Source organism: Nocardia macrotermitis, from assembly GCF_009604405.1.
Classification (GTDB): domain Bacteria; phylum Actinomycetota; class Actinomycetes; order Mycobacteriales; family Mycobacteriaceae; genus Nocardia; species Nocardia macrotermitis.
Genome location: NZ_WEGK01000008.1, coordinates 252,026 through 270,072, shown reverse-complemented (window position 1 = coordinate 270,072; position 18,047 = coordinate 252,026). Strand labels below are relative to the sequence as shown.

The 18,047-nt window shown below is 65.6% G+C and carries 23 protein-coding genes; 14 read left to right on the top strand and 9 right to left on the bottom strand.

Going from position 1 to position 18,047, the window contains the following annotated elements:
* Positions 1-5 precede the first annotated feature (5 nt).
* The 6 genes from sufC to NRB20_RS20195 all read left to right on the top strand — a co-directional run bounded on the left by sufC (position 6) and on the right by NRB20_RS20195 (position 4,075).
* Positions 6-779 carry a Fe-S cluster assembly ATPase SufC gene (gene sufC, locus NRB20_RS20220; RefSeq protein WP_153411705.1) on the top strand — a complete coding sequence of 258 codons (774 nt, stop codon included), beginning with the start codon at positions 6-8 and terminating at the stop codon, positions 777-779.
* Between the two features lies 1 nt (position 780).
* A complete protein-coding gene (locus NRB20_RS20215; protein WP_153411704.1) occupies positions 781-2,049 on the top strand; it encodes a cysteine desulfurase in 1,269 nt (422 codons plus the stop codon).
* Between the two features lie 18 nt (positions 2,050-2,067).
* Positions 2,068-2,565 carry a Fe-S cluster assembly sulfur transfer protein SufU gene (sufU, locus tag NRB20_RS20210; RefSeq protein ID WP_153411703.1) on the top strand — a complete coding sequence of 166 codons (498 nt, stop codon included), beginning with the start codon at positions 2,068-2,070 and terminating at the stop codon, positions 2,563-2,565.
* Positions 2,558-2,935, top strand: coding sequence for a metal-sulfur cluster assembly factor (locus tag NRB20_RS20205; protein ID WP_153411702.1), 378 nt, complete (start codon positions 2,558-2,560; stop codon positions 2,933-2,935). Before sufU ends, NRB20_RS20205 begins: the two co-directional genes overlap by 8 nt.
* Positions 2,936-3,021: 86 nt before the next feature.
* Positions 3,022-3,444 carry a DUF4189 domain-containing protein gene (locus NRB20_RS20200; RefSeq protein ID WP_153411701.1) on the top strand — a complete coding sequence of 141 codons (423 nt, stop codon included), beginning with the start codon at positions 3,022-3,024 and terminating at the stop codon, positions 3,442-3,444.
* A 166-nt stretch (positions 3,445-3,610) separates the two neighbouring features.
* Complete coding sequence (locus NRB20_RS20195; RefSeq protein WP_153411700.1) at positions 3,611-4,075, top strand: DUF2231 domain-containing protein; 465 nt, start codon at positions 3,611-3,613, stop codon at positions 4,073-4,075.
* Here NRB20_RS20195 and NRB20_RS20190 read toward each other — a convergent pair.
* From NRB20_RS20190 to NRB20_RS20170, 5 genes are all read right to left on the bottom strand, one after another.
* Positions 4,072-4,914, bottom strand: a complete 843-nt coding sequence (locus NRB20_RS20190) for an RDD family protein (protein ID WP_153411699.1) — start codon at positions 4,912-4,914, stop codon at positions 4,072-4,074. The two genes, NRB20_RS20195 and NRB20_RS20190, sit on opposite strands and share 4 nt — an antisense overlap.
* A gap of 253 nt (positions 4,915-5,167) precedes the next feature.
* Complete coding sequence (locus NRB20_RS20185; RefSeq protein WP_153411698.1) at positions 5,168-5,407, bottom strand: hypothetical protein; 240 nt, start codon at positions 5,405-5,407, stop codon at positions 5,168-5,170.
* A gap of 99 nt (positions 5,408-5,506) precedes the next feature.
* The gene (gene ku, locus NRB20_RS20180; RefSeq protein WP_153411697.1) at positions 5,507-6,388 is read right to left on the bottom strand and encodes a non-homologous end joining protein Ku; all 882 of its coding nucleotides are present in this window, start codon (positions 6,386-6,388) and stop codon (positions 5,507-5,509) included.
* Positions 6,306-6,929, bottom strand: coding sequence for a Rossmann-fold NAD(P)-binding domain-containing protein (locus NRB20_RS38245; RefSeq protein WP_227833694.1), 624 nt, complete (start codon positions 6,927-6,929; stop codon positions 6,306-6,308). Before NRB20_RS38245 ends, ku begins: the two co-directional genes overlap by 83 nt.
* Before the next feature lie 47 nt (positions 6,930-6,976).
* The gene (locus NRB20_RS20170) at positions 6,977-8,023 is read right to left on the bottom strand and encodes a class I SAM-dependent methyltransferase (RefSeq protein WP_153411696.1); all 1,047 of its coding nucleotides are present in this window, start codon (positions 8,021-8,023) and stop codon (positions 6,977-6,979) included.
* A 127-nt stretch (positions 8,024-8,150) separates the two neighbouring features.
* Here NRB20_RS20170 and NRB20_RS20165 point away from each other — a divergent pair, with 127 nt between their 5' ends.
* Complete coding sequence (locus NRB20_RS20165; RefSeq protein WP_153411695.1) at positions 8,151-8,450, top strand: hypothetical protein; 300 nt, start codon at positions 8,151-8,153, stop codon at positions 8,448-8,450.
* On the opposite strand, the gene NRB20_RS20160 is transcribed toward NRB20_RS20165, so the two are convergent.
* Positions 8,429-9,379, bottom strand: coding sequence for an alpha/beta hydrolase (locus NRB20_RS20160; RefSeq protein ID WP_194289942.1), 951 nt, complete (start codon positions 9,377-9,379; stop codon positions 8,429-8,431). The two genes, NRB20_RS20165 and NRB20_RS20160, sit on opposite strands and share 22 nt — an antisense overlap.
* Before the next feature lie 204 nt (positions 9,380-9,583).
* On the opposite strand from NRB20_RS20160, the gene NRB20_RS20155 reads away from it, so the two are divergent.
* Positions 9,584-9,886 carry a TetR/AcrR family transcriptional regulator gene (locus NRB20_RS20155; RefSeq protein ID WP_227833693.1) on the top strand — a complete coding sequence of 101 codons (303 nt, stop codon included), beginning with the start codon at positions 9,584-9,586 and terminating at the stop codon, positions 9,884-9,886.
* Positions 9,887-10,092: 206 nt separating this feature from the next.
* A complete protein-coding gene (locus tag NRB20_RS20150; protein ID WP_153411693.1) occupies positions 10,093-10,578 on the top strand; it encodes an Lrp/AsnC family transcriptional regulator in 486 nt (161 codons plus the stop codon).
* 398 nt (positions 10,579-10,976) lie between these two features.
* On the opposite strand, the gene NRB20_RS39635 is transcribed toward NRB20_RS20150, so the two are convergent.
* Genes NRB20_RS39635 through NRB20_RS20135 form a run of 3 tightly spaced genes read right to left on the bottom strand, consistent with a single transcriptional unit; the run spans position 10,977 to position 13,086 of the window.
* On the bottom strand, positions 10,977-11,234 hold the full coding sequence (locus tag NRB20_RS39635) for a hypothetical protein (protein WP_406603858.1): 258 nt from the start codon (positions 11,232-11,234) through the stop codon (positions 10,977-10,979).
* A 42-nt stretch (positions 11,235-11,276) separates the two neighbouring features.
* Positions 11,277-12,152: an AraC family transcriptional regulator gene (locus tag NRB20_RS20140; protein ID WP_319945158.1), complete on the bottom strand. Its 876-nt coding sequence runs from the start codon at positions 12,150-12,152 to the stop codon at positions 11,277-11,279.
* A 22-nt stretch (positions 12,153-12,174) separates the two neighbouring features.
* Positions 12,175-13,086: an MBL fold metallo-hydrolase gene (locus NRB20_RS20135; RefSeq protein ID WP_319945157.1), complete on the bottom strand. Its 912-nt coding sequence runs from the start codon at positions 13,084-13,086 to the stop codon at positions 12,175-12,177.
* 200 nt (positions 13,087-13,286) lie between these two features.
* Between NRB20_RS20135 and NRB20_RS37650 the strand changes: the two genes are divergently transcribed.
* From NRB20_RS37650 to NRB20_RS20115, 5 genes are all read left to right on the top strand, one after another.
* Positions 13,287-14,039 carry an Lrp/AsnC family transcriptional regulator gene (locus NRB20_RS37650; protein WP_194289941.1) on the top strand — a complete coding sequence of 251 codons (753 nt, stop codon included), beginning with the start codon at positions 13,287-13,289 and terminating at the stop codon, positions 14,037-14,039.
* Between the two features lie 136 nt (positions 14,040-14,175).
* Positions 14,176-14,781, top strand: a complete 606-nt coding sequence (locus NRB20_RS37645) for a TetR/AcrR family transcriptional regulator (protein ID WP_194289940.1) — start codon at positions 14,176-14,178, stop codon at positions 14,779-14,781.
* Between the two features lie 111 nt (positions 14,782-14,892).
* Positions 14,893-15,378, top strand: coding sequence for an enoyl-CoA hydratase/isomerase family protein (locus tag NRB20_RS39630; protein ID WP_153411690.1), 486 nt, complete (start codon positions 14,893-14,895; stop codon positions 15,376-15,378).
* A gap of 97 nt (positions 15,379-15,475) precedes the next feature.
* Positions 15,476-16,525 (top strand): hypothetical protein, encoded by a 1,050-nt coding sequence (locus NRB20_RS20120; protein WP_153411798.1) that lies wholly within the window; start codon positions 15,476-15,478, stop codon positions 16,523-16,525.
* Between the two features lie 178 nt (positions 16,526-16,703).
* Positions 16,704-17,948: an arabinofuranosidase catalytic domain-containing protein gene (locus NRB20_RS20115; protein ID WP_153411689.1), complete on the top strand. Its 1,245-nt coding sequence runs from the start codon at positions 16,704-16,706 to the stop codon at positions 17,946-17,948.
* The last annotated feature ends 99 nt before the right edge of the window (positions 17,949-18,047 follow it).

Genomic DNA, 18,047 nt, shown 5'->3' with positions numbered 1-18,047 from the left:
ATTCGATGACCACCCTGGAAATCAAGGACCTGCACGCCGAGGTCGCCAATCCGGACGAGTCCGGTGAGCCGATCCGGATCCTCAAGGGCGTGAACCTCACCATCAAATCCGGTGAGACGCACGCGATCATGGGTCCGAACGGCTCGGGCAAGTCGACGCTGTCGTACGCGATCGCCGGGCATCCCAAGTACACCGTCACCCAGGGTTCGATCACCCTGGACGGCGAGGACGTGCTGGCCATGTCCGTGGACGAGCGCGCCCGCGCGGGTCTGTTCCTGGCCATGCAGTACCCGGTCGAGGTCCCCGGCGTCTCGATGTCGAACTTCCTGCGCACCGCCGCGACCGCGGTCCGCGGCGAGGCCCCCAAGCTGCGCACCTGGGTCAAGGAGGTGAAGGAGTCGATGAACGAACTCGAGATCGACTCCGCCTTCGCCGACCGCAGTGTCAACGAGGGGTTCTCCGGCGGTGAGAAGAAGCGGCACGAGATCCTGCAACTGAGCCTGCTGAAGCCGAGGATCGCGATCCTGGATGAGACCGACTCGGGCCTGGACGTGGACGCGCTGCGCATCGTGTCCGAGGGCGTGAACCGCTACGCCGAACGCGAGCACGGCGGCATCCTGCTGATCACGCACTACACCCGGATCCTGCGATACATTCAGCCGCAGTTCGTGCACGTCTTCGTCGGTGGGCGCATCGTGGCCGAGGGCGGCCCCGAACTGGCCGAGGAACTGGACGCGAACGGGTACGTGCGATTCACCTCCGCCGCCGTGGGGGCCTGAGATGACCGCTGTGTCGGACGTGACGGCCCTGGACGTCGCCCGCATCCGGGCCGACTTCCCGATCCTGAGCCGCACGGTGCGCGACGGAAAACCGTTGGTGTACCTGGATTCCGGCGCGACCTCGCAGCGACCGGTGCAGGTGCTCGACGCGGAACGGCAGTTCCTTACCGAACACAACGCGGCCGTGCACCGCAGCGCGCACGCCCTGGCCGAGGAGGCCAACGACGCCTACGAGGCGGCCCGCGCCACCATCGCGGCGTTCGTCGGGGTGGGTGCGGACGAGATCGTCTACACCAAGAACGCCACCGAATCGCTGAACCTGGTGGCGTACGCGTTCTCCGACGACCGCTTCCGGTATCGGCTGGGCGCGGGTGACGAGATCGTCATCACCGAGATCGAGCATCACGCGAATCTCGTTCCGTGGCAGGAACTCGCGCGTCGTACGGGCGCTACGCTGCGCTGGTACGACGCCACTGACGACGGCCGGATCGATCTGGATTCGCTGGATCTGTCGCCGCGCACCAAGGTCGTCGCCTTCACGCACCAGTCCAATGTGACCGGTGCGATCGCGCCCGTGGCCGAATTGGTCCGGCGCGCAAAGGAAGTCGGCGCGATCGTGGTGCTGGACGCGTGCCAGTCGGTGCCACACACGGCGGTGAACTTCCGGGAGCTGGGCGTCGATTTCGCGGCCTTCTCCGGGCACAAGATGCTCGGCCCGTCCGGCATCGGCATCCTGTACGGCCGCCGCGCGCTGCTCGAGGACACCCCGCCGTTCATCACCGGCGGTTCGATGATCGAGACCGTCTACATGGACCACAGCACCTTCGCGCCGCCCCCGCAGCGGTTCGAGGCGGGGTCGCAGATGATCTCGCAGGTCGTCGGGCTGGGCGCGGCCATCGATTATCTGAGCGATGTCGGCATGGCTTCGGTTGCGGCACATGAGCATTCGCTCGTCACCGCCGCCTTGAAGGGCCTCGGCGAGATCGAGGGCGTGCGGATCATCGGGCCGACCGAGAACGTGGATCGCGGCGGCGCGGTGTCGTTCGTGGTGGACGGTGTGCACGCGCACGACGTCGGGCAGATCCTGGACGACGAGGGTGTGGCGATCCGCGTCGGGCACCACTGCGCCTGGCCGCTGCACCGCCGGTTCGGCATCGCCGCGACCGCCCGTGCCTCGTTCGCGCTGTACAACACCCTCGACGAGGTGGACGCGCTGGTCGCCGCCGTGCGCAAGGCGCAGAGCTTCTTCGGCGCGAGCGCGGAGCAGTAGACAGGAGGGGAATTCCCCATGCGTATGGAGCAGATGTATCAGGAAGTGATCCTGGATCACTACAAGCATCCGCATCACCGCGGGCTGCGCGAGCCGTTCGGGGCCGAGGTGCACCACGTCAACCCGACGTGCGGTGACGAGGTCACGCTGCGGGTGCACATCGATGACAACGGTGACGTCGCGGACATCTCCTACGACGGCCAGGGTTGCTCGATCAGCCAGGCCGCCACCTCGGTGCTCACCGATCAGGTCATCGGCATGCCGGTGCAGCAGGCGTTGAAGGTCGTGGACGCGTTCAGCGAGATGATCTCCAGCCGCGGCACCATCGAAGGTGACGAGGAAGTACTCGGCGACGGCATCGCGTTCGCGGGCGTCGCCAAATATCCCGCCCGGGTCAAGTGCGCGCTGCTGGGCTGGATGGCGTTCAAGGACGCGGTCGTGCGGATCACCGCCGCGCAGGAGGCGCAGAATGTGATGGGTAACGGCATCTCCACGAAGGGGCAGCACGATGAGTGATACGTCCGCGAGCGAATCGGCCGAACTCGCGCCCGAGCGCGAACTCTCGGCCGAGGAGATCGGCCGCCTGGAGGATCTCGAGGAGGCCATGCGCGACGTCGTGGACCCCGAACTCGGGATCAACGTGGTCGATCTGGGCCTGGTCTACGACATGCGCCTGGACGGCGAGACCGCGCTGCTGGACATGACGTTGACCTCGGCGGCCTGCCCGCTGACCGACGTCATCGAGGACCAGTCCCGCAATGCCCTGGTGCGCAGCGGCCTGGTCGAGGATCTGAAGATCAACTGGGTGTGGATTCCGCCGTGGGGCCCGGACAAGATCACCGAGGACGGCCGCGAGCAGTTGCGCGCGCTCGGCTTCACCGTCTGATCGGTTCGCGGTAACTCGCTGGACAAATCACAGCAACTCGGCGATGATCCTCCCCGACATATTTCTCGAACGGGGAGGATTCACCAATGTCATTGCTGCGCAAGGCCATCCTGGGCCTGGCAGTCGTCTCGACCGCGGGCCTGAGCGTCATGGGCGCGGGCACCGCGAGTGCCGCACCCAATGCGTACGGGGCCTTCTCGCTCTCGCGGAGCACCGGCACCGTGGCCTACGCGCTGAACTACGCCAACTACAACGACGCCATCCACGCCGCGGACGCCAAGTGCGGACATGCGGACTGCCGCAACATCATTCAGATCGTGAATGCGTGTGGCGCGGTCGCGCAGGGCGCGGACGGGCGGTTCGGCTGGAGTTGGGCGCCGTCCAAGACCGAGGCCGAGCAGTCCGCGGTCAAGACGCTGGGTCTGAGCGCGCCGCCGTTCCCGGACCTGGGCAGTGCCTCGCCGCGCGCGGCGCACGTGGTGCTGTCGGCGTGCACGGCCAACGTGTGAACTGAGTTCGTGCGCTGAACGATTCGGCCGGTCCGGGACTCCCGGACCGGCCGAATCGCGTATATCGGGCGAAGTTCGCACGGGTTCGGTAGCTCGATCACAGTGTCTTCTCAGCTACCGTATGGACACTTGTGCGGTCCCGATCCGTCCTCAGGAGTGTCCCTGCATGTCGACCATCAACGGTCTCCCGGCACATGTGTTGCTGGTGCACATCATCGTCGTACTCGTTCCGCTGACCTCGCTGCTGGCCGTACTGTGCGCGGTATCGCGCCCGGTGCGGCAGCGGTTGGTGTGGTTGGTCGTGGCGTTGGCGGCGTTCACCGTCGTGATGACGCCGATCACCACCGATGCGGGGGAGTGGCTCGAACACAAGATCGGGCGCACCCCGGCCATCCACACGCATGCGCATCTCGGCGACACCATGATCTATTTCGCGATCGGCCTGCTGGTCGCGGCGTTGCTACTGCTGTTCGTCCACCTGCGTGAGCGCGGCGAACGGCAGGTCGGCCTGGTGCTGGTCTCGGTGGTCGCGGTACTCACCGTCGCCGCGAGTGTCGCGGCGACGGTGCAGGTGTACCGGATCGGTGATACGGGTGCGAAGGCGACCTGGGGTGATCAGGCGGGCGGTTAGCCCTGCACCACGATGGTGTGCATGATCTTGTCGGCGAAGGTCTGGCGTTTGTCGTCCCAGAGCGGCCAGAGGTAGCCGATGTAGCAGAAGCCGTCCAGGACGTGGCACAGGTTGCGCACGAACGCCATTCCGAAGCCGATGACCTGGCCGTCGGCCTCGCCGATCAGGCGGATGCCGACCACCCGCTTACCGGGCGTCTGGCCGGTGGTGCCGACCTGGTAGATCAGGTAGAGCCCGCCCGCGATGGCGACGATCGCCGCCAGGAAGATCAGGATGAGCCCGATGGCCGATATTCCGCCACCTGTGCAGACCGTGTAGCCGCTCGAATCGGGGACACAGGTGCCGGACTGGATGCCGACGCCGAATCCGATGCCGTACAGGATCGCGGGCAGCACGCCGACGAGCAGTCCGTCGATCAGCGCGCCGCCGACTCGCTGGATCCAGCTCGCGTAGGGCGGGCGCGGGCCCGGTGCGGCGGGCGGATAGCCGTATCCCGGTGCTTGCGGAGCGCCGTAGCCCGGGGGTGGTCCGGCGTAGCCGCCCGGTTGCGGTGTGCCGTATCCCGGCTGTGCCCCGTACGCGGGGGATCCTGGGTATCCGGGTGGTGTGCCGTAGACCGGGTTGCCGGGGGTGGACGGGCCGCCCGAACCGGGGGCTCCGTAGGCGGGCGTGCCGGTTCCGGGTGGGGTGCCGTAGCCGGGCGGGGGAGCGTTGTAGCCCGGCGGCGGGGTGCCGTATCCGGGTGGGCCCTGGGGTGGTTGCGGGGCCTGCGGTGGCGGATTCTGTTGTGGCTGTTGGGGATCGCTGGAGCGGTTGTACGGGTCCGACGGGTTGCTCATGCGATTCCTCCGATGCGGAAGGCGTGGCGGCGGGTCGTGAGCGCCGCGGGCTCGGTTCAGTATCGCTGATCGATCGGGAGTTTCGGGGTAATCCGGTCCCGCACGCGGGAAACGGACATACCGGGCGGTGTGCGTGGGTCGGTGCTGGTCCGGGCCCGAAACGACGAAGACCTCCGAGGGATCGCGCAATCCGCCCGGAGGTCTTCGTTCGCGTCGGCCCACGGCGTCGGGGGCGACACACCTGCTCGGTCCGCTAGGCGGCGCTGCCCGTCGGGAACGGCAAGGGGTTCGAATGCTGCGGCGCGGGCTGCTGCTGCGGGGCGGGCTGCTGCTGGCCCTGGTTGTTCGGCTGATGCGCCGACTGGTTGTTGCCCTGCGGCTGCTGCTGTTGCTGCTGCTGCGGGCCCGCGGCCATGGCGGGCGCGGCGACCATCACGATCGGGGTGGCGACGAGTGCGCCCATCATGGCGAGCTTCGCGATGCGGTGTGCCATTCGGCAACCTTTCTCTACAGTGACGATGACAGCACCGATCAGACCAGCCGAGGCTAGCTTTCACGTGGGTCGTCGCTGTGGTGGTGCTGTGGGTGCGCCTCACGCGCCCTTGCGGGTCGACTTCCGGGTGGTTTTCGCCGGGCTCTTGCGTGCAGGCTGCTTCTTCGCCGTCGTCTTCGCGGCCGGTGCGGGCGTGCGGCGTCCGGACGCCTCGAGGCTGCGTTGCAGGGCCGCGACCAGGTCGACGACCTCCGCGTCGGCCTGCTCGGGGGCGGCCTCCTCGCGCTTGGCCAGGGTGCCCGATCCGGCGGCGATCGCCTCGTCGAGGACCTTCTTCAATTCGATCTGATAGTCGTCGGTGAACTGCGACGGATCGAAATCGTCGGACATGCTGTCGACCAGCGTGCGGGCCATGGTGATCTCCTGCGGCCGCGGCTCGGCCACGCCGTCCAGGGCGGGGAAATCCACCGTGCGCACCTCGTCGGGCCACAGCAGCGTCTGCAACATCAGCACGTCGTCGTGCACCCGCAACGCCGCCAGCCGCGTCTTCTGCCGCAACGTGAAGTGCACGACCGCCACCTGATCCACCTGCTCGAGCGTCTTGGCAAGCAGCACATAGGCTTTCGGCGTCGCCGAATCGGGCTCGAGATAGTAACTCCGGTCGAACAGGATCGGATCGATCTGCTCCGCCGGAACGAACTGCAACACCGGAATCTCGTGCTTCTCCGCCACCGGCAGCTTCGCGAAATCCTCGTCGGTGAGCACCACCCGTTCACCCTCGGGCGATTCATAGGCCTTATCGATGTCGGCGAACTGCACAGACCGCCCGCACACACTGCACACCCGGTCGTACTTGATCCGCCCGCCGTCCTCGGCGTGCACCTGGTGAAACCTGATGTCATGGTCCTCGGTAGCGGTATAAACCTTCACCGGAACGTTGACCAGGCCGAACGCGATGGAACCCTTCCAGATCGACCGCATCCTTGGATGCTACTTGCGACCGCCCGGTTTCGTCCGCTGAACTGGTGGGACCTGGGGGCTCGTGGTTGTTGCGGGGTGTTGTCGGTTGCTGTTCGTGGACCTGCGACGTCCTGTGGACGTCCTGATGCCGACCCGATTCGCCCACGTCCCGTGCGTCGAGGAACTGCCGGAACCGCCGGTCGAACTCGCGCGGGTCGCCGCCCAGGGACGCTTTGACCATTTCGCTGAACTCGTCGACGCCGACCTCCACCGCGTCGGTCTCGACGCCGTCGAGAGTGATGCGGGCGACGTCGGCGGGGTTCATCTTCGGCACGTCGTAGCCCTTCATCATGTCGGTGTCTGCCGCCCCGAGGTGTACCGAGGTGACGAGCGTGTGCTGCCCGGCCAGTTCCTGACGCAACCCGTTGCTCACGCGCCCGGCGCACCCGACCCAGCGGAAGCACTGCGCCGCGAACTGCGCGAGATCGCCGCGCGGGCGCTGGTCACCTGGATCTTGTGGTTGGCCGACCAGGCCGAGGCCCCCGCCCCGGACGGAATCCATCGCGACCGGCTGCTCGAACCGATCCTGATCAGACCTCGGCCATCGAATCACGCAGAACCAGCGGGTTTGCCTACCACAACCAGCCTTCCGGCCGGGCTGTCGATCACGCGTGGTTCTCGGAATCCGGCCGCCTCCGCTTCGGTGATCAGATCTTCCGCGGACAGCCCGGACGCGATGTTCTGCCGACGGCGTACCAAGCGGTCGAGCCGGCCTCGGATAGTGGCGCCGTCCTGTTCGGCCATCGGCGGAAAAGTCTCCTGCATCAACAACAACCCGTCCGGGCGCAGGGCGCGGAAGACCGCTCTCAGCACGTCATCCCTGGTAGCGGCCGAGAAGAAGCCCTGCGCCCAATAGCAGACTGCGAATGCCGATTCGTCCTCGATGGCCCGCGCATCAGCAGTACGGACCTCGACCCTGCGAGCAACGCCCGCTTCTTCGGCCCGGACGCGGGTTTCGGCAGCCACCTCGGGGACGATCTCGACTCCGACAGCGCGAAGCTCGGGGAACAGCGCAAGCGTCGTGAGCAGTGCGCCACCGACACCGGTACCCACGTCCAGCAACGGGCCGCCTTCCTCGAGCCGGTCCCGGTAGTCCGGCAGGGCTTCGTATACCAGTTCGTAAAGGTGCTGGGCACCAGCACCGGCTCGCACCCCCCAGTCCCGCGCCAGCGTCAGAGCCCGTGCGCCGTCGAGTTCGCTGCGGTGGTCGGCCGACGAGGAGGTCGCCTCGGCGGCATAGCCGAGCGCGAGGTCGTGCGCATCGAGTGCTGTGGCGAGGTTAACGCCGGACACTCCAGTGACGAGCGCATCGAACGCTTCGCTCAGCCGGAATCCGGTCTCGTGGGTTTCGACTACGCCGGCTGAAGCCAGAACGTCGAGCGTGTCCGAGACACGTTCGATCGAAATGCCGGTTCCGGCGGCCAGCTCTTCCACGGTGGTCGTGTCGTGCAAGCGGTCCAGCCAGCCGGTCGTGTGAACGGCACGGATCAACTCGACGAGCTCCGCTCCCGTCGACCACTCCTTGAGCTTGGCCCGGGCAGCCAGGGCGGCTTGGAGCCGGTCGAGACCCTCTTCACGATCATCGATGTCGTTCATGTTCTCAATTTCCTGTTCTCACGTGGCTCGAAATGTGCAGATCGACTCGACAGACAAGCCAGGGCAGCGATCCTGCCCAGCTGCGCCAAGACTGAAATTCGCCCCTGGGCACGTCGGCCAAAGACGCATGGCTTCGCGGTCGCCGTGCTACTGGGTGCTGTTGTCAGGATCGGCGTTTGCCAGGCCGGTCTGCACCGGCGTGCCGGACATCGACTGGGCGATCTCGCACCGCAGCCGGAGCGATCGCGGTGTCCTGGCCGTAGGCAAGATCGTCGACGTGGTCGTTTTCGACCCGGAGCGGTACTTCGCGACACCGCGACCTACGGTGCCCCGCTCTCGTATGCGGATTCCCTTCGTGAGCAGTGCCGTCCTGGTGCTCATCGGTCTCGCCTGGGACAAGCCTGCCTACCGGACAGCCATGTCGTAGGCGGACCGGAGATGGTCACCGATCATCTCGACCGCCGCCCGAGCTGTCCCGGCAGGCTGAAAATGCGTGAACCCGTGGTCCACACCGGCGAACTCATGGTGATCGACCTTCACACCGTGCGCCCGCACCCTCCCAGCGAACGCCCGCATATCGTGCCGCAGAGTATCGAGGCCACTGGTGAGAACCAGCAACGGCGGGAAGTCGCCCGGACTCGGATACCTCGCCGGGGACACGAGCGGATCGGTCAGATCGGCACCGAGAAAATATGTCTCCCGGACCATCCGCAACATCCAGGGCCCGACGACCGGGAATCTCCGCGGCGACGTACGGCTCTCATCGGGCAGCGAGAAGTCCGACACACCATACTCCAGGCTCGCCGCGACCGGCGTGGACCTCCCGTCGCGCAACGCTTGGACGATCACACTGAGCGCCAGTTTCGCACCCGCGCTCGCCCCGCCGACCGAAACCCGAACCGGATCCCAGCCGTGTGTGCCGGCCCGCTCGATAAGCCACGAATAAACGTCGTAACACTCCTGCTCGGCGACCGGGAACCGGACCTGCGGACTCACGTCGTAATCGGGAACAACGACGAAACAGCCTACCTCGCTGGCCAAGAACCGCGCCACGTTGTCCTCCTGCTCCGGACGGCGCACCACGAACGCCCCACCGTGAAAAAGCAGATGCACCGGAGGACGCCGCCCCGCGGACGACTCCGCCTCGATATCCGCCCGAACCGGCGAATACAACAGCGCGGCGACGTCACCATGCCGCGTCGGAATCGTGATCCGCTCTGGAACGGCAACAGATTTCGTCGCGAACTGCAGCTTCGGTGATTCGAGCAAGAGCCGGCCCAAGATCGGGAAACCCACCTGGAACAACCGGGCAACCAGCGCGGGCCGCCAGGCGATGGCTGGATCTTTGAACGACATCGGACACTCCTGTGTGAGAACGGAGCCGCTCCGGGCATTTCCCGGCTTCGGCGATGACGCGTCGGACAGCCTCGACGATCTCAGGCTGATCCGCATTGATGTAGTGCCCGCTGCTGGCGGTGATCACGATCATGGATGATGAACTCCGATCAGCACTGAGCACTCAAGTAAACTATACTGTACCGTATACTTCGGGAGAATGTCATGGCCCGGCGCGGCGAAGCGCTCCGCGGGCACATCCTCGACACGGCGAAACTGGCGTTCCTGGAGACCGGCTTCGAGCGGACCGCCATGGACACGATCGCGGCGCGTGCGGAAACGTCGAAGCGCTCCCTGTGCGCGCACTTCCCGACCAAGGACACGCTGTTCCTCGCCGTCGTCGAGCGCATCCGCAACCTGTTCGACGAACGGATGGGCACCCCGGCCGACTACGCCAGCGAACCGTCATCGCGCGCGAGAGCCGCAGCGCGTCGGCCACGCCCTCGCCGACGGACCCGTACGCCTTGATCCGGCATCCCCCGATCGCCGGGCCACGTGCGGTGGAGTGCACCGCCACGACGATCGGGATGTCGCTGCGGGCCCCTCGGACCACGTGCAGCTCCTCGTGTTCGACCCTGCACGGTCGAGAGCGGATACGAGATCTGTTCGACTCATGCCGCCAGCTTCCACGATAGATCGGAACCACGCGCCTGATGCTGAGGTATATTCGGAAAATGATCGAAAATCCGAACCTCGATCGGATAGACCGACTGCTGGTGCGTGCCCTGCAGCAAGACGCGCGCATCCCCATGCGCGAACTTGCCGAGATGGTGGGCGTGGCGGCCTCCACCTGTTCCGAACGCATCCGCCGGTTGCGCTCACGCGGCCTGATCACCGGTTTCCACGCCGACGTCGACCTCGCGTCACTGGGCCGGCCGGTGCAGGCACTGGTCTTCGCCCAGATCCGCCCGCTGACCCGGGCCCTGATCAGCAAGTTCCACGACGAGGCGTTGGCCATGCCCGAGGTCATGGCCGTGTTCGTACTCGCGGGCGGCGACGACTTCCTGCTACACGTGAGCGTCGGTGACGTGACCCACCTGCACAGCTTCCTTGTCGACAAGCTCAGCAGCCGCAAGGAGGTCGTGCAGTTCCGCAGCTCGGTGATCTTCTCCCACGGCCAGAAGCGCGCCCTGGAAGACCTGACTCCTTACGCGCGGTAGGTCGGCTCCAGTGCGTCGCGTCGGCTTCCACCGCCACCTGGTGGCCGACCTGAGAGGCACCACCCCTGGCTGGGGAGGTCTCCGCAGCGTCGGCCTGTGATCGGTCCACTCATGGAGAGGTGAAGCCATGACACACCCGGACACGGCAACCCTGGAAACCAACTGACAAACTCTCCACCAAACCCGGGTGAGGGGCCGGAAAGTCTTCGGACAGTGAGTATTTGGTTTCTCAGGCTGCTCTATCCCGTGCGAGCCATTCGGACTCCATCTCGTTCGGTGTTCGGTAGCCAGGCGCCGAGTGAAGCCGGATCTGGTTGTATCGCAACTCGATATAGCGTGTGATGTTCTTCCGGGCGGATTCTCTGGTGGGTATTGTGTGCGATGTACTCGCTCGTTCTTCAGAGTGCCGTTGAACGACTCTGCCCACGCGTTGTCGCAGATTCCAGTTCGGCTGACGGATCGCAGTATCTGCAATTCCTTTGCGGCAGCGGCGAACTCCGCCGATAGGTTTGAGTGCCACGATCGGAATGAAAGACCGTGACCTCGGCGACGATGGTCACGTTGCCTGTCGCCATCCGTAACGCGCCGATGACGAGTTCGGTGCGCATATGATCAGCCATCGCGTACCCGGCGACCTTCTTGGAGAAACAGTCCAAAACAGTACAAGTCAACTATCTCGAAGTGCGGCTGGAGCAATATCAGGAGTTCGTAGTCGATCTCTCATGCTGGTGGTCGGTGCGGTGCTGCTGCCGGAAACGGCCGGCTGAGATTCCGTACTCGCGTTTGAAAGCGTTGGCGAAGGCATAGGCGGAGCCGTAGCCGCTGCGCTGCGCGACGGCGGACAGCGGGACGTCGGTCGTCTGGAGCAGGCGTGCGGCCACGGTGAGCCGCCACCACGTCAGATAGGTGAGCGGTGGCTGTCCCACCATGGCGGTGAACCTGCGGGCGAAGGCGGCACGGGACAGGCCCGCGTGCGCGCCCAGTGACTCCACGGTCCAGGGATCGGCGGGGCGTTCGTGCACGGCGCGGAGTGATCGCGCGATCACCTCGTCGTCGAGGGCGACGCACCAGCCGGTGGCCTGCAGTCCCGCACGTTCGATCAGGCAGGCACGGATCAGGTGCACGAGGAGCACTTCGAGCAGCGCCGGCAGCACCAAGTCCCTGCCGTGCATCTGTTCGCCCAGTTCGCTGAGCAACAGGTCTATCGACGCCTGGAGACCCGGGTAGCGATCGGGGCGCGCCGGAAGACTCACCAGATCGGCGAGGCCCTGGAACAGCGGGTGCGGGCGGGCCCGCTCGAGCCGGTAGGCGCCGGACAAGAACCGGGCAGTGCTGTCGGTGGTGTTCACGAGCGTGTGCGCAGTCCCGTGCGGGAGCAGCACGGCATCGCCCGGTTCCAAGGTGATGACCGCTTCGGCCGGTGCCGTTACCCGGATGCGTCCCGTGGTGCCCACGTAGAACCGGGCACCCTCGAAGGTCTGGACCTCCTTCTCCCACGACGGGTCCGCCGCCTCCAGCGACAGGAAGGGGCGCCCCACTCGCATGGTGCCGATCGCGTCGCTGAGCACGTCCACTGCCGAATCTTCCCTTACCGAGTCAGGCGGCCGAGAACGGGGCCCATCGCTTGATCGAGGCGGCCCCGTTCGACCGCACGACTTCGGCGGCACCCGCTCCGCCCAGGTGCGCCGGCACAACCAGGCTGTTCGTCGCGGCTGCCCGCTCCAGGATGCGACGCCGGGACTGGGTGGCCTGGGTTTGGTCCTCGCTCAGGCAGGTGTCGTGATCGGGTTCGATCATCTGCAGTGGAGTGTGGACCAGGTCGCCGACGAATGCTGCACGGTCGGTGCCGGACTCCAGCCACAGCACCGTCGAACCCGGCGTGTGACCGGGGGCCAGTTCCAGGACCAGGTCCTCGTCGATGCGGTGACTGTCGCCCTCCCACAGCACCGCCTGACCGGCCTGATGGACAGGCAGGACGCTGTCGTTGAACGTGACCCCGGTGTCCGCGGCGGACTGGAACGGAGACCTTGGGACGTGGCCGTTGGCGGGGTTCCAGAAGTCGAAGTCGGTCCGGCTGATCAGATATCGCGCGTTGGGGAACGTCGGTACCCACTCGCCGTCAACCAGCCGGGTGTTCCACCCCACGTGGTCGTTGTGTAGGTGGGTGTTGACGACGAGATCCACGTCCTCCGGCCGCACCCCGGCCGCTGCCAGCCGGTCGAGGAAATCACCGTCGCGCTTGTTGAACACCTCGACTTCGCGGTTCTTGTCATTGCCGAGACCGGTATCGACCAGAATGGTGCGGCCCGCACTTCGCAGCACCCAGGTCTGCACATTTGCCTGCCACGCGCCCGTCTCGGCGTCAAGGAAGTCGGGCGCCAGCCAGGATTCGTGCCGGCGCCACAGCTCGCCGGGCACGGACGGGAACAGGGCATCAGTAGTGGCGAAAGCACCCCTCCACTCCACCACCCGAAAGACCTCGACATCACCGAGAATGATTTTCTTCACCCCCTCACCCTAGGAAGGGATGGCGAGACGAGAAATGCTCCAACGTCTCTCTTTATTAAGCCTGAATCCGTGGACGTGGGTTTCGCGCTGACCAGCAGATTTCGGCTGTGGGGTAGCCGCCGGTCTGTCCACCTTTTCCACGTGAGCCCTCGGTTCGGGCCTGTCGGACCGGGTGGTCAGATGGTGGTGTGTAGCCGATTGTGGGCGATCACGGCGCACAGCACCCAAGCGGAATTGGCGCCGAGGCGCTGTCCCGTTATGTCCTCGAGCGGCTTTCCCAGGTCGACGGCATCCGGCACCTGCGAACCCGTGTGGTGATGTCCAGCTATCGAGAAGGGAGCCGGTGGCGGCTCGGTGTGCTGGACCCGGCCGCGGTGGCGGACCTCGGTTCGGCGTTGAGCCGCCGCCGGCGGGAGCCTGCCGCCGATCGGGCATCGCCAGGACCGCTCACCGCCCACATCAATACCGTGGCCGAGGTACTGGCTGTCGAGCCCCCCATCACCAGCCGCGAATTGGCTCGCCGTCTGGAAGTCAGTCCCGCCACCGCACAGCGGCGCATCGATGCAACCCTTGCCCGGCAGCCGATGCTGCGCTGTGAACTGGCACGATCACTGTCCGGCTATCCGGTCTCCGCCAACTTCCTGGTGCACTGTCCACCGGATGACCTGGACGCCGTCTGTGCCGCTCTCGGTCGGTTGCCGGAAGCTCGTGCGGTGCTCGGCATCTCCGGCTCGGAGAACCTTTACTTCGCTGCCTGGCTGCACACGCGCGCAGACGCACAGCGCCTGGAATCCTGGCTGTCCCGGAAATTCCCCGGCGTCCGGATTGCCGACCGCTCGATCGTGCTGCGCGTCATCAAGCTCTGCGGGGAACTCCTCGACGCGGACGGCTACTCGGTCGGCCGCGTCCCGCTGCACATCAACAGGCCCTTGGCCGCACCGGGGTCGGCCTGATCCTCGCGCCCGGAATAGCTTTCGCAGTACCAGTTCAGGGTCTGTCTTCGTCGGTTTACTCTCGCCCCGATCACGGAGAGTTCGTCATCGATTGGAGGGTTGCCGTCTCGCTGTAACTAGACTAACGTCTAGACGCATGTCTGGTGCAGAGTCGTTGACTTCTCTCGAAGGCGATTCGTGTCGGAGTGGCGATGGCGCGTCGGATGTCTCGGATCGTTTGTTCGACGCTGCGATTCGGATTCTGAACCGAGAAGGCTTGGCCGATCTGACTATTCGGCGTGTTGCGGCCGAGGCGAATCTCGGTGTCGCTACGGCGTATGTACACCTGGGGTCGAAGAACGAGCTGCTGGCGGAAATAGGACGCCGTGCGCTGTTCGAGAGATCGTCGGCGGTTCCTGCGGTTCTGTGGTCCACAACGGTCGGTGACGCCGCAGGATCGTTTTCGAATCACGCTGTGCCGGTTTATGCGACGCCGGAGAGCCCCTTCAACGTCGAGAAGGTCGAGGCCGACATCGCTCGTGATGCCCGACAGCGGGTCCAGCTTGCGATCGGTCCGGATGCCTCGCCCGGCCGCAGGAAGGCTCTGGAGGCTCTGTACGTCCATGTCGTGCTGAATGCGAGCGTCGGTTACTCACTCCAGACCGGTGCGGGCACGGTGGAACACGTAGCAGCCCGCATCATGCATCGATCCGACTCCGCCGCAGATGTTTCGGCGCTTGGCGTGTTGGACCGGGGCGCGTAGGCGGCCGAGCGGTGCGAAATTTGCGGGTTCTGCGTGCGTGGGCGGGGATGTGTCGGCTGGGGCGCCCCTCGCGGAAGCGCATCGGACGTTGCGAGATGGTTGTGAGGGAGAGTGAACGAATCAGTGTCGAGCGCGATTACTGTCGAGCATCTCGACGACGGCGCGATCGCAGTTCTGCGGATCGACCGGCCGCGCCACGCAAATGCCCTGGATTCGCAGACCTTGGCCGCCCTGCATCGAATACTCGACCGTATCAACGGTGACTCCACGGTCCGTGCCGTTGTCCTGACCGGCACCGGCGCGGTCTTCTGCGAGGGGCCGACATCAAAGCCGAAACTGCGGATCTCACCGATACCGAGGCCACCCCGTATGCGTCGCTGCAAGCCGGTCTTCCCCGATTGGTGGGGCGTCGCGGGCTGCCGAACTGATGCTGACCGGGAGAGTCTTCGACCCGGCCGAGGCTCTGTCCCTCGGACTGATTCTCGAGGTCGTGGATTCGAAGACTCTCGTCGAGCGCGCGGTGGCCAAGGCGCGCGAAATCGCTTGCCACGCAACGCTCGCGGTGTGGATGACCAATCGGCGAAGCAGCAGCCGTGAGCTGACAGAATTCTGCAATAGGAGTGAGTCCTTGAACGAATACGCAACAACACCGGGCCCGCTGGACGAGTATCCGATTCATCAGGTTCCGCTTCCGATGGCCAGGGCGGCCACGAGTGACCGCAACTTCTACGATCGTTGCTACCTCAACGCCCATGACCGGGACGGAGGTACTTTCCTGATCGCCGGACTCGGAACGTATCCGAATCTCGGCGTCGTGGACGGCTTCATCACGGTGCGCCGCGGTGATCGGCAGCGTGTGGTGCGCTTCTCCGACGCGCTGGTCGATCGCGGACTCGAACAACACGTCGGTGGTATACGCCTGGAGGTGAGCGAACCACTGAAACGGTTGCGTTTGGTGTGCGAGCACGAGGACCTGTCGGCCGATCTGACCTGGACCGGCGCTTTTCCCGCTGTGCTGGAACAACCGCATGTGATGCACTTGGGTGCGCGGCCGATCTTGGACGCCCGGCGTTTCGCCCAGGTCGGATCCTGGGAGGGAGAGTTCCGGGTCGACGGTGTGGACATCGCCGTCGACCCGGCGGTCTGGACCGGCACCCGTGACCGCTCCTGGGGAATCCGGCCCGTCGGAGAAGCCGAACCGCCCGGGCGGGCGGCAAGCGAGCCGGGAGAGGGCTTGTGGTGGTTGTACGTGCCGCTTCGGTTTCCGGATTTTGCGGTTGTGGTGATCCTGCAAGAACTTCCGGACGGCCGACGCACACTCAACGACGCGCAGCGCGTGTGGCCTGACGGCCGCGTCGAGCAACTCGGGTGGCCTCGAATCGACATCGAGTACCGCAGTGGCACCAGACACCCGGAACGCGCCCGCATCGATCTCACAACCCCGGACGGCAAACCACTGTCGATCGACATCGATACCGGCACCTTCATCGCTCTGCACGTCGGCTGCGGTTACGGGGGCGATCCGGACTGGCAGCACGGGCAGTGGAAGGGACGTCAGTGGTCGTCGTCGACCCGGTACGATCTCGCGGCTCCCGACATCGCCGCGCGGATACCTTTCGGCGCGATCGACCATGTCGCACATGCTCGTTGCGGAGACGACGATGGCTGGGGGCTGTTCGAACTCGCAAGCGTCGGACGGCACGATCCCAGTGGGTTCGCCGGCTTCGGCTCAGTGGCACCATGATGCGGCCCCAGGGCCGACTCGCGCGGTGAGCGAAGGTGTGGGCTCGCGCCTCGACATCTGGTCTACTATCTAGACGTGAGTCCAGTTTTGGGTCATTGTATCCGACACGACCTCGGGGCCGGTTGTGCGCCGGCTCTCGAGGCTCGCGCAATCATCGACAGGAACTTCGAGGACGCAAATGCGGATATTCTTCAGCGGCCCGGCTCGTAGGCGTTGGCGCCTGCGTTGCGGTCTGCTCGCGGTAATGCTGGTGGCTACTGTCGGCGGGTTCGGTTCTGCGGCACACGGATCGCCGCAATCACCACCGCGACCGTGTGACATATACGCCACCGGGAAGGCTCCCTGCGTCGCCGCCTACAGTGCGGCCCGAGCGTTGTACAGCGGCTACTCCGGGCCGTTGTATCAGGTCCAGCGCGCTACGGACCACGCTCTCACCGATATCGGTGTTACTTCGGTCGGTGGCTATGCGGACTCGGGCAAGCAGGATCGTTTCTGCGCCGCCACGGCCTGCACCGTCACCAAGATCTTCGATCAGTCGCCGAATCACAATGACCTCGTCCCGCAGGCTCCGACCACCGCGATCTATTCGAACCACGACTATTCGCACGACGGGGTCGACGCCGCCGCGTTGCCGATAACCGTCGCGGGTCATCGGGCTTACGGGTTCAAGTTCGTCGACAGTCCGCCTGGGAACGGGCCGAATCCCGGTGACAGCAAGCTCTGTGCAACGGGTCTCTTGTGCTCGACCCTCACCGGCTACCACGGACAGGCCTACAACAACGGCCACATCCGGGCCCGCGGCGTGGCGGTGAACGGCCAGCCCGAAAGTGTCTACGGCGTTTTCGGGGGCAAATACACCGGAAGCAATTGCTGCTTCGATTTCGGCAACTCCGAGATCTCGGGCACCGACACCGGTAACGGTCATATGGACGCGTTGAACTTCAGCCGTGCCTGCTGGGATGCCTGCGGACCCGATGGTGGTCCCTGGGTGCAGGCCGACCTCGAAAACGGCATGTTCATGAGTGGCTCCACTACCGAGCGTCCAGAGAGCGTGACCGCCATGTTCGGTGGTTCTTCGCAGTCCGGTCATGGGTTCTGTTGTGCCGCAAGTAAAGCCAACACCGCTATGCCCTATCCATTCGTCACCGCCATGCTGGAAAATCCTGGTGCGCGGACGTTCGCGATCAAGGGCGCCAACGCCAACGGCGGCCGATTGACCACCTTCTACGACGGCCCCACTCCGCCCGGACCCGGCTATTCACCCATGCAACAGGAGGGTGCGATCATCTTGGGCTCCGGCGGCGACCAGGGCACCACCGAAGGTGAATTCTTCGAAGGTGCCCTCACGGCCGGCATCCCGTCTGCCGGTGCGCAGGCTGCGGTCCAGGCCGACATCGCCGGCGTTCACTACGCCATGCGGTGACCATTGCACGGTTCGATCGGGAAAGGCTCCGTTGCGCCACGACCCCTCACCTGGCGTCAACGGAAACCGGCCTTCCGTGGACCTGCTTCCCAGCGCAGC

Excerpts from the sequence above, each read along its gene's own strand:
- sufC (WP_153411705.1), top strand. The coding sequence starts at position 6 with ATGACCACCCTGGAAATCAAGGACCTGCACGCCGAGGTCGCCAATCCG.
- NRB20_RS20215 (WP_153411704.1), top strand. The coding sequence starts at position 781 with ATGACCGCTGTGTCGGACGTGACGGCCCTGGACGTCGCCCGCATCCGG.
- sufU (WP_153411703.1), top strand. The coding sequence starts at position 2,068 with ATGCGTATGGAGCAGATGTATCAGGAAGTGATCCTGGATCACTACAAG.
- NRB20_RS20205 (WP_153411702.1), top strand. The coding sequence starts at position 2,558 with ATGAGTGATACGTCCGCGAGCGAATCGGCCGAACTCGCGCCCGAGCGC.
- NRB20_RS20200 (WP_153411701.1), top strand. The coding sequence starts at position 3,022 with ATGTCATTGCTGCGCAAGGCCATCCTGGGCCTGGCAGTCGTCTCGACC.
- NRB20_RS20195 (WP_153411700.1), top strand. The coding sequence starts at position 3,611 with ATGTCGACCATCAACGGTCTCCCGGCACATGTGTTGCTGGTGCACATC.
- NRB20_RS20190 (WP_153411699.1), bottom strand. The coding sequence starts at position 4,914 with ATGAGCAACCCGTCGGACCCGTACAACCGCTCCAGCGATCCCCAACAG.
- NRB20_RS20185 (WP_153411698.1), bottom strand. The coding sequence starts at position 5,407 with ATGGCACACCGCATCGCGAAGCTCGCCATGATGGGCGCACTCGTCGCC.
- ku (WP_153411697.1), bottom strand. The coding sequence starts at position 6,388 with ATGCGGTCGATCTGGAAGGGTTCCATCGCGTTCGGCCTGGTCAACGTT.
- NRB20_RS38245 (WP_227833694.1), bottom strand. The coding sequence starts at position 6,929 with ATGGATTCCGTCCGGGGCGGGGGCCTCGGCCTGGTCGGCCAACCACAA.
- NRB20_RS20170 (WP_153411696.1), bottom strand. The coding sequence starts at position 8,023 with ATGAACGACATCGATGATCGTGAAGAGGGTCTCGACCGGCTCCAAGCC.
- NRB20_RS20165 (WP_153411695.1), top strand. The coding sequence starts at position 8,151 with ATGGCTTCGCGGTCGCCGTGCTACTGGGTGCTGTTGTCAGGATCGGCG.
- NRB20_RS20160 (WP_194289942.1), bottom strand. The coding sequence starts at position 9,379 with ATGTCGTTCAAAGATCCAGCCATCGCCTGGCGGCCCGCGCTGGTTGCC.
- NRB20_RS20155 (WP_227833693.1), top strand. The coding sequence starts at position 9,584 with ATGGCCCGGCGCGGCGAAGCGCTCCGCGGGCACATCCTCGACACGGCG.
- NRB20_RS20150 (WP_153411693.1), top strand. The coding sequence starts at position 10,093 with ATGATCGAAAATCCGAACCTCGATCGGATAGACCGACTGCTGGTGCGT.
- NRB20_RS37645 (WP_194289940.1), top strand. The coding sequence starts at position 14,176 with ATGTCTGGTGCAGAGTCGTTGACTTCTCTCGAAGGCGATTCGTGTCGG.
- NRB20_RS20120 (WP_153411798.1), top strand. The coding sequence starts at position 15,476 with ATGGCCAGGGCGGCCACGAGTGACCGCAACTTCTACGATCGTTGCTAC.
- NRB20_RS20115 (WP_153411689.1), top strand. The coding sequence starts at position 16,704 with ATGCGGATATTCTTCAGCGGCCCGGCTCGTAGGCGTTGGCGCCTGCGT.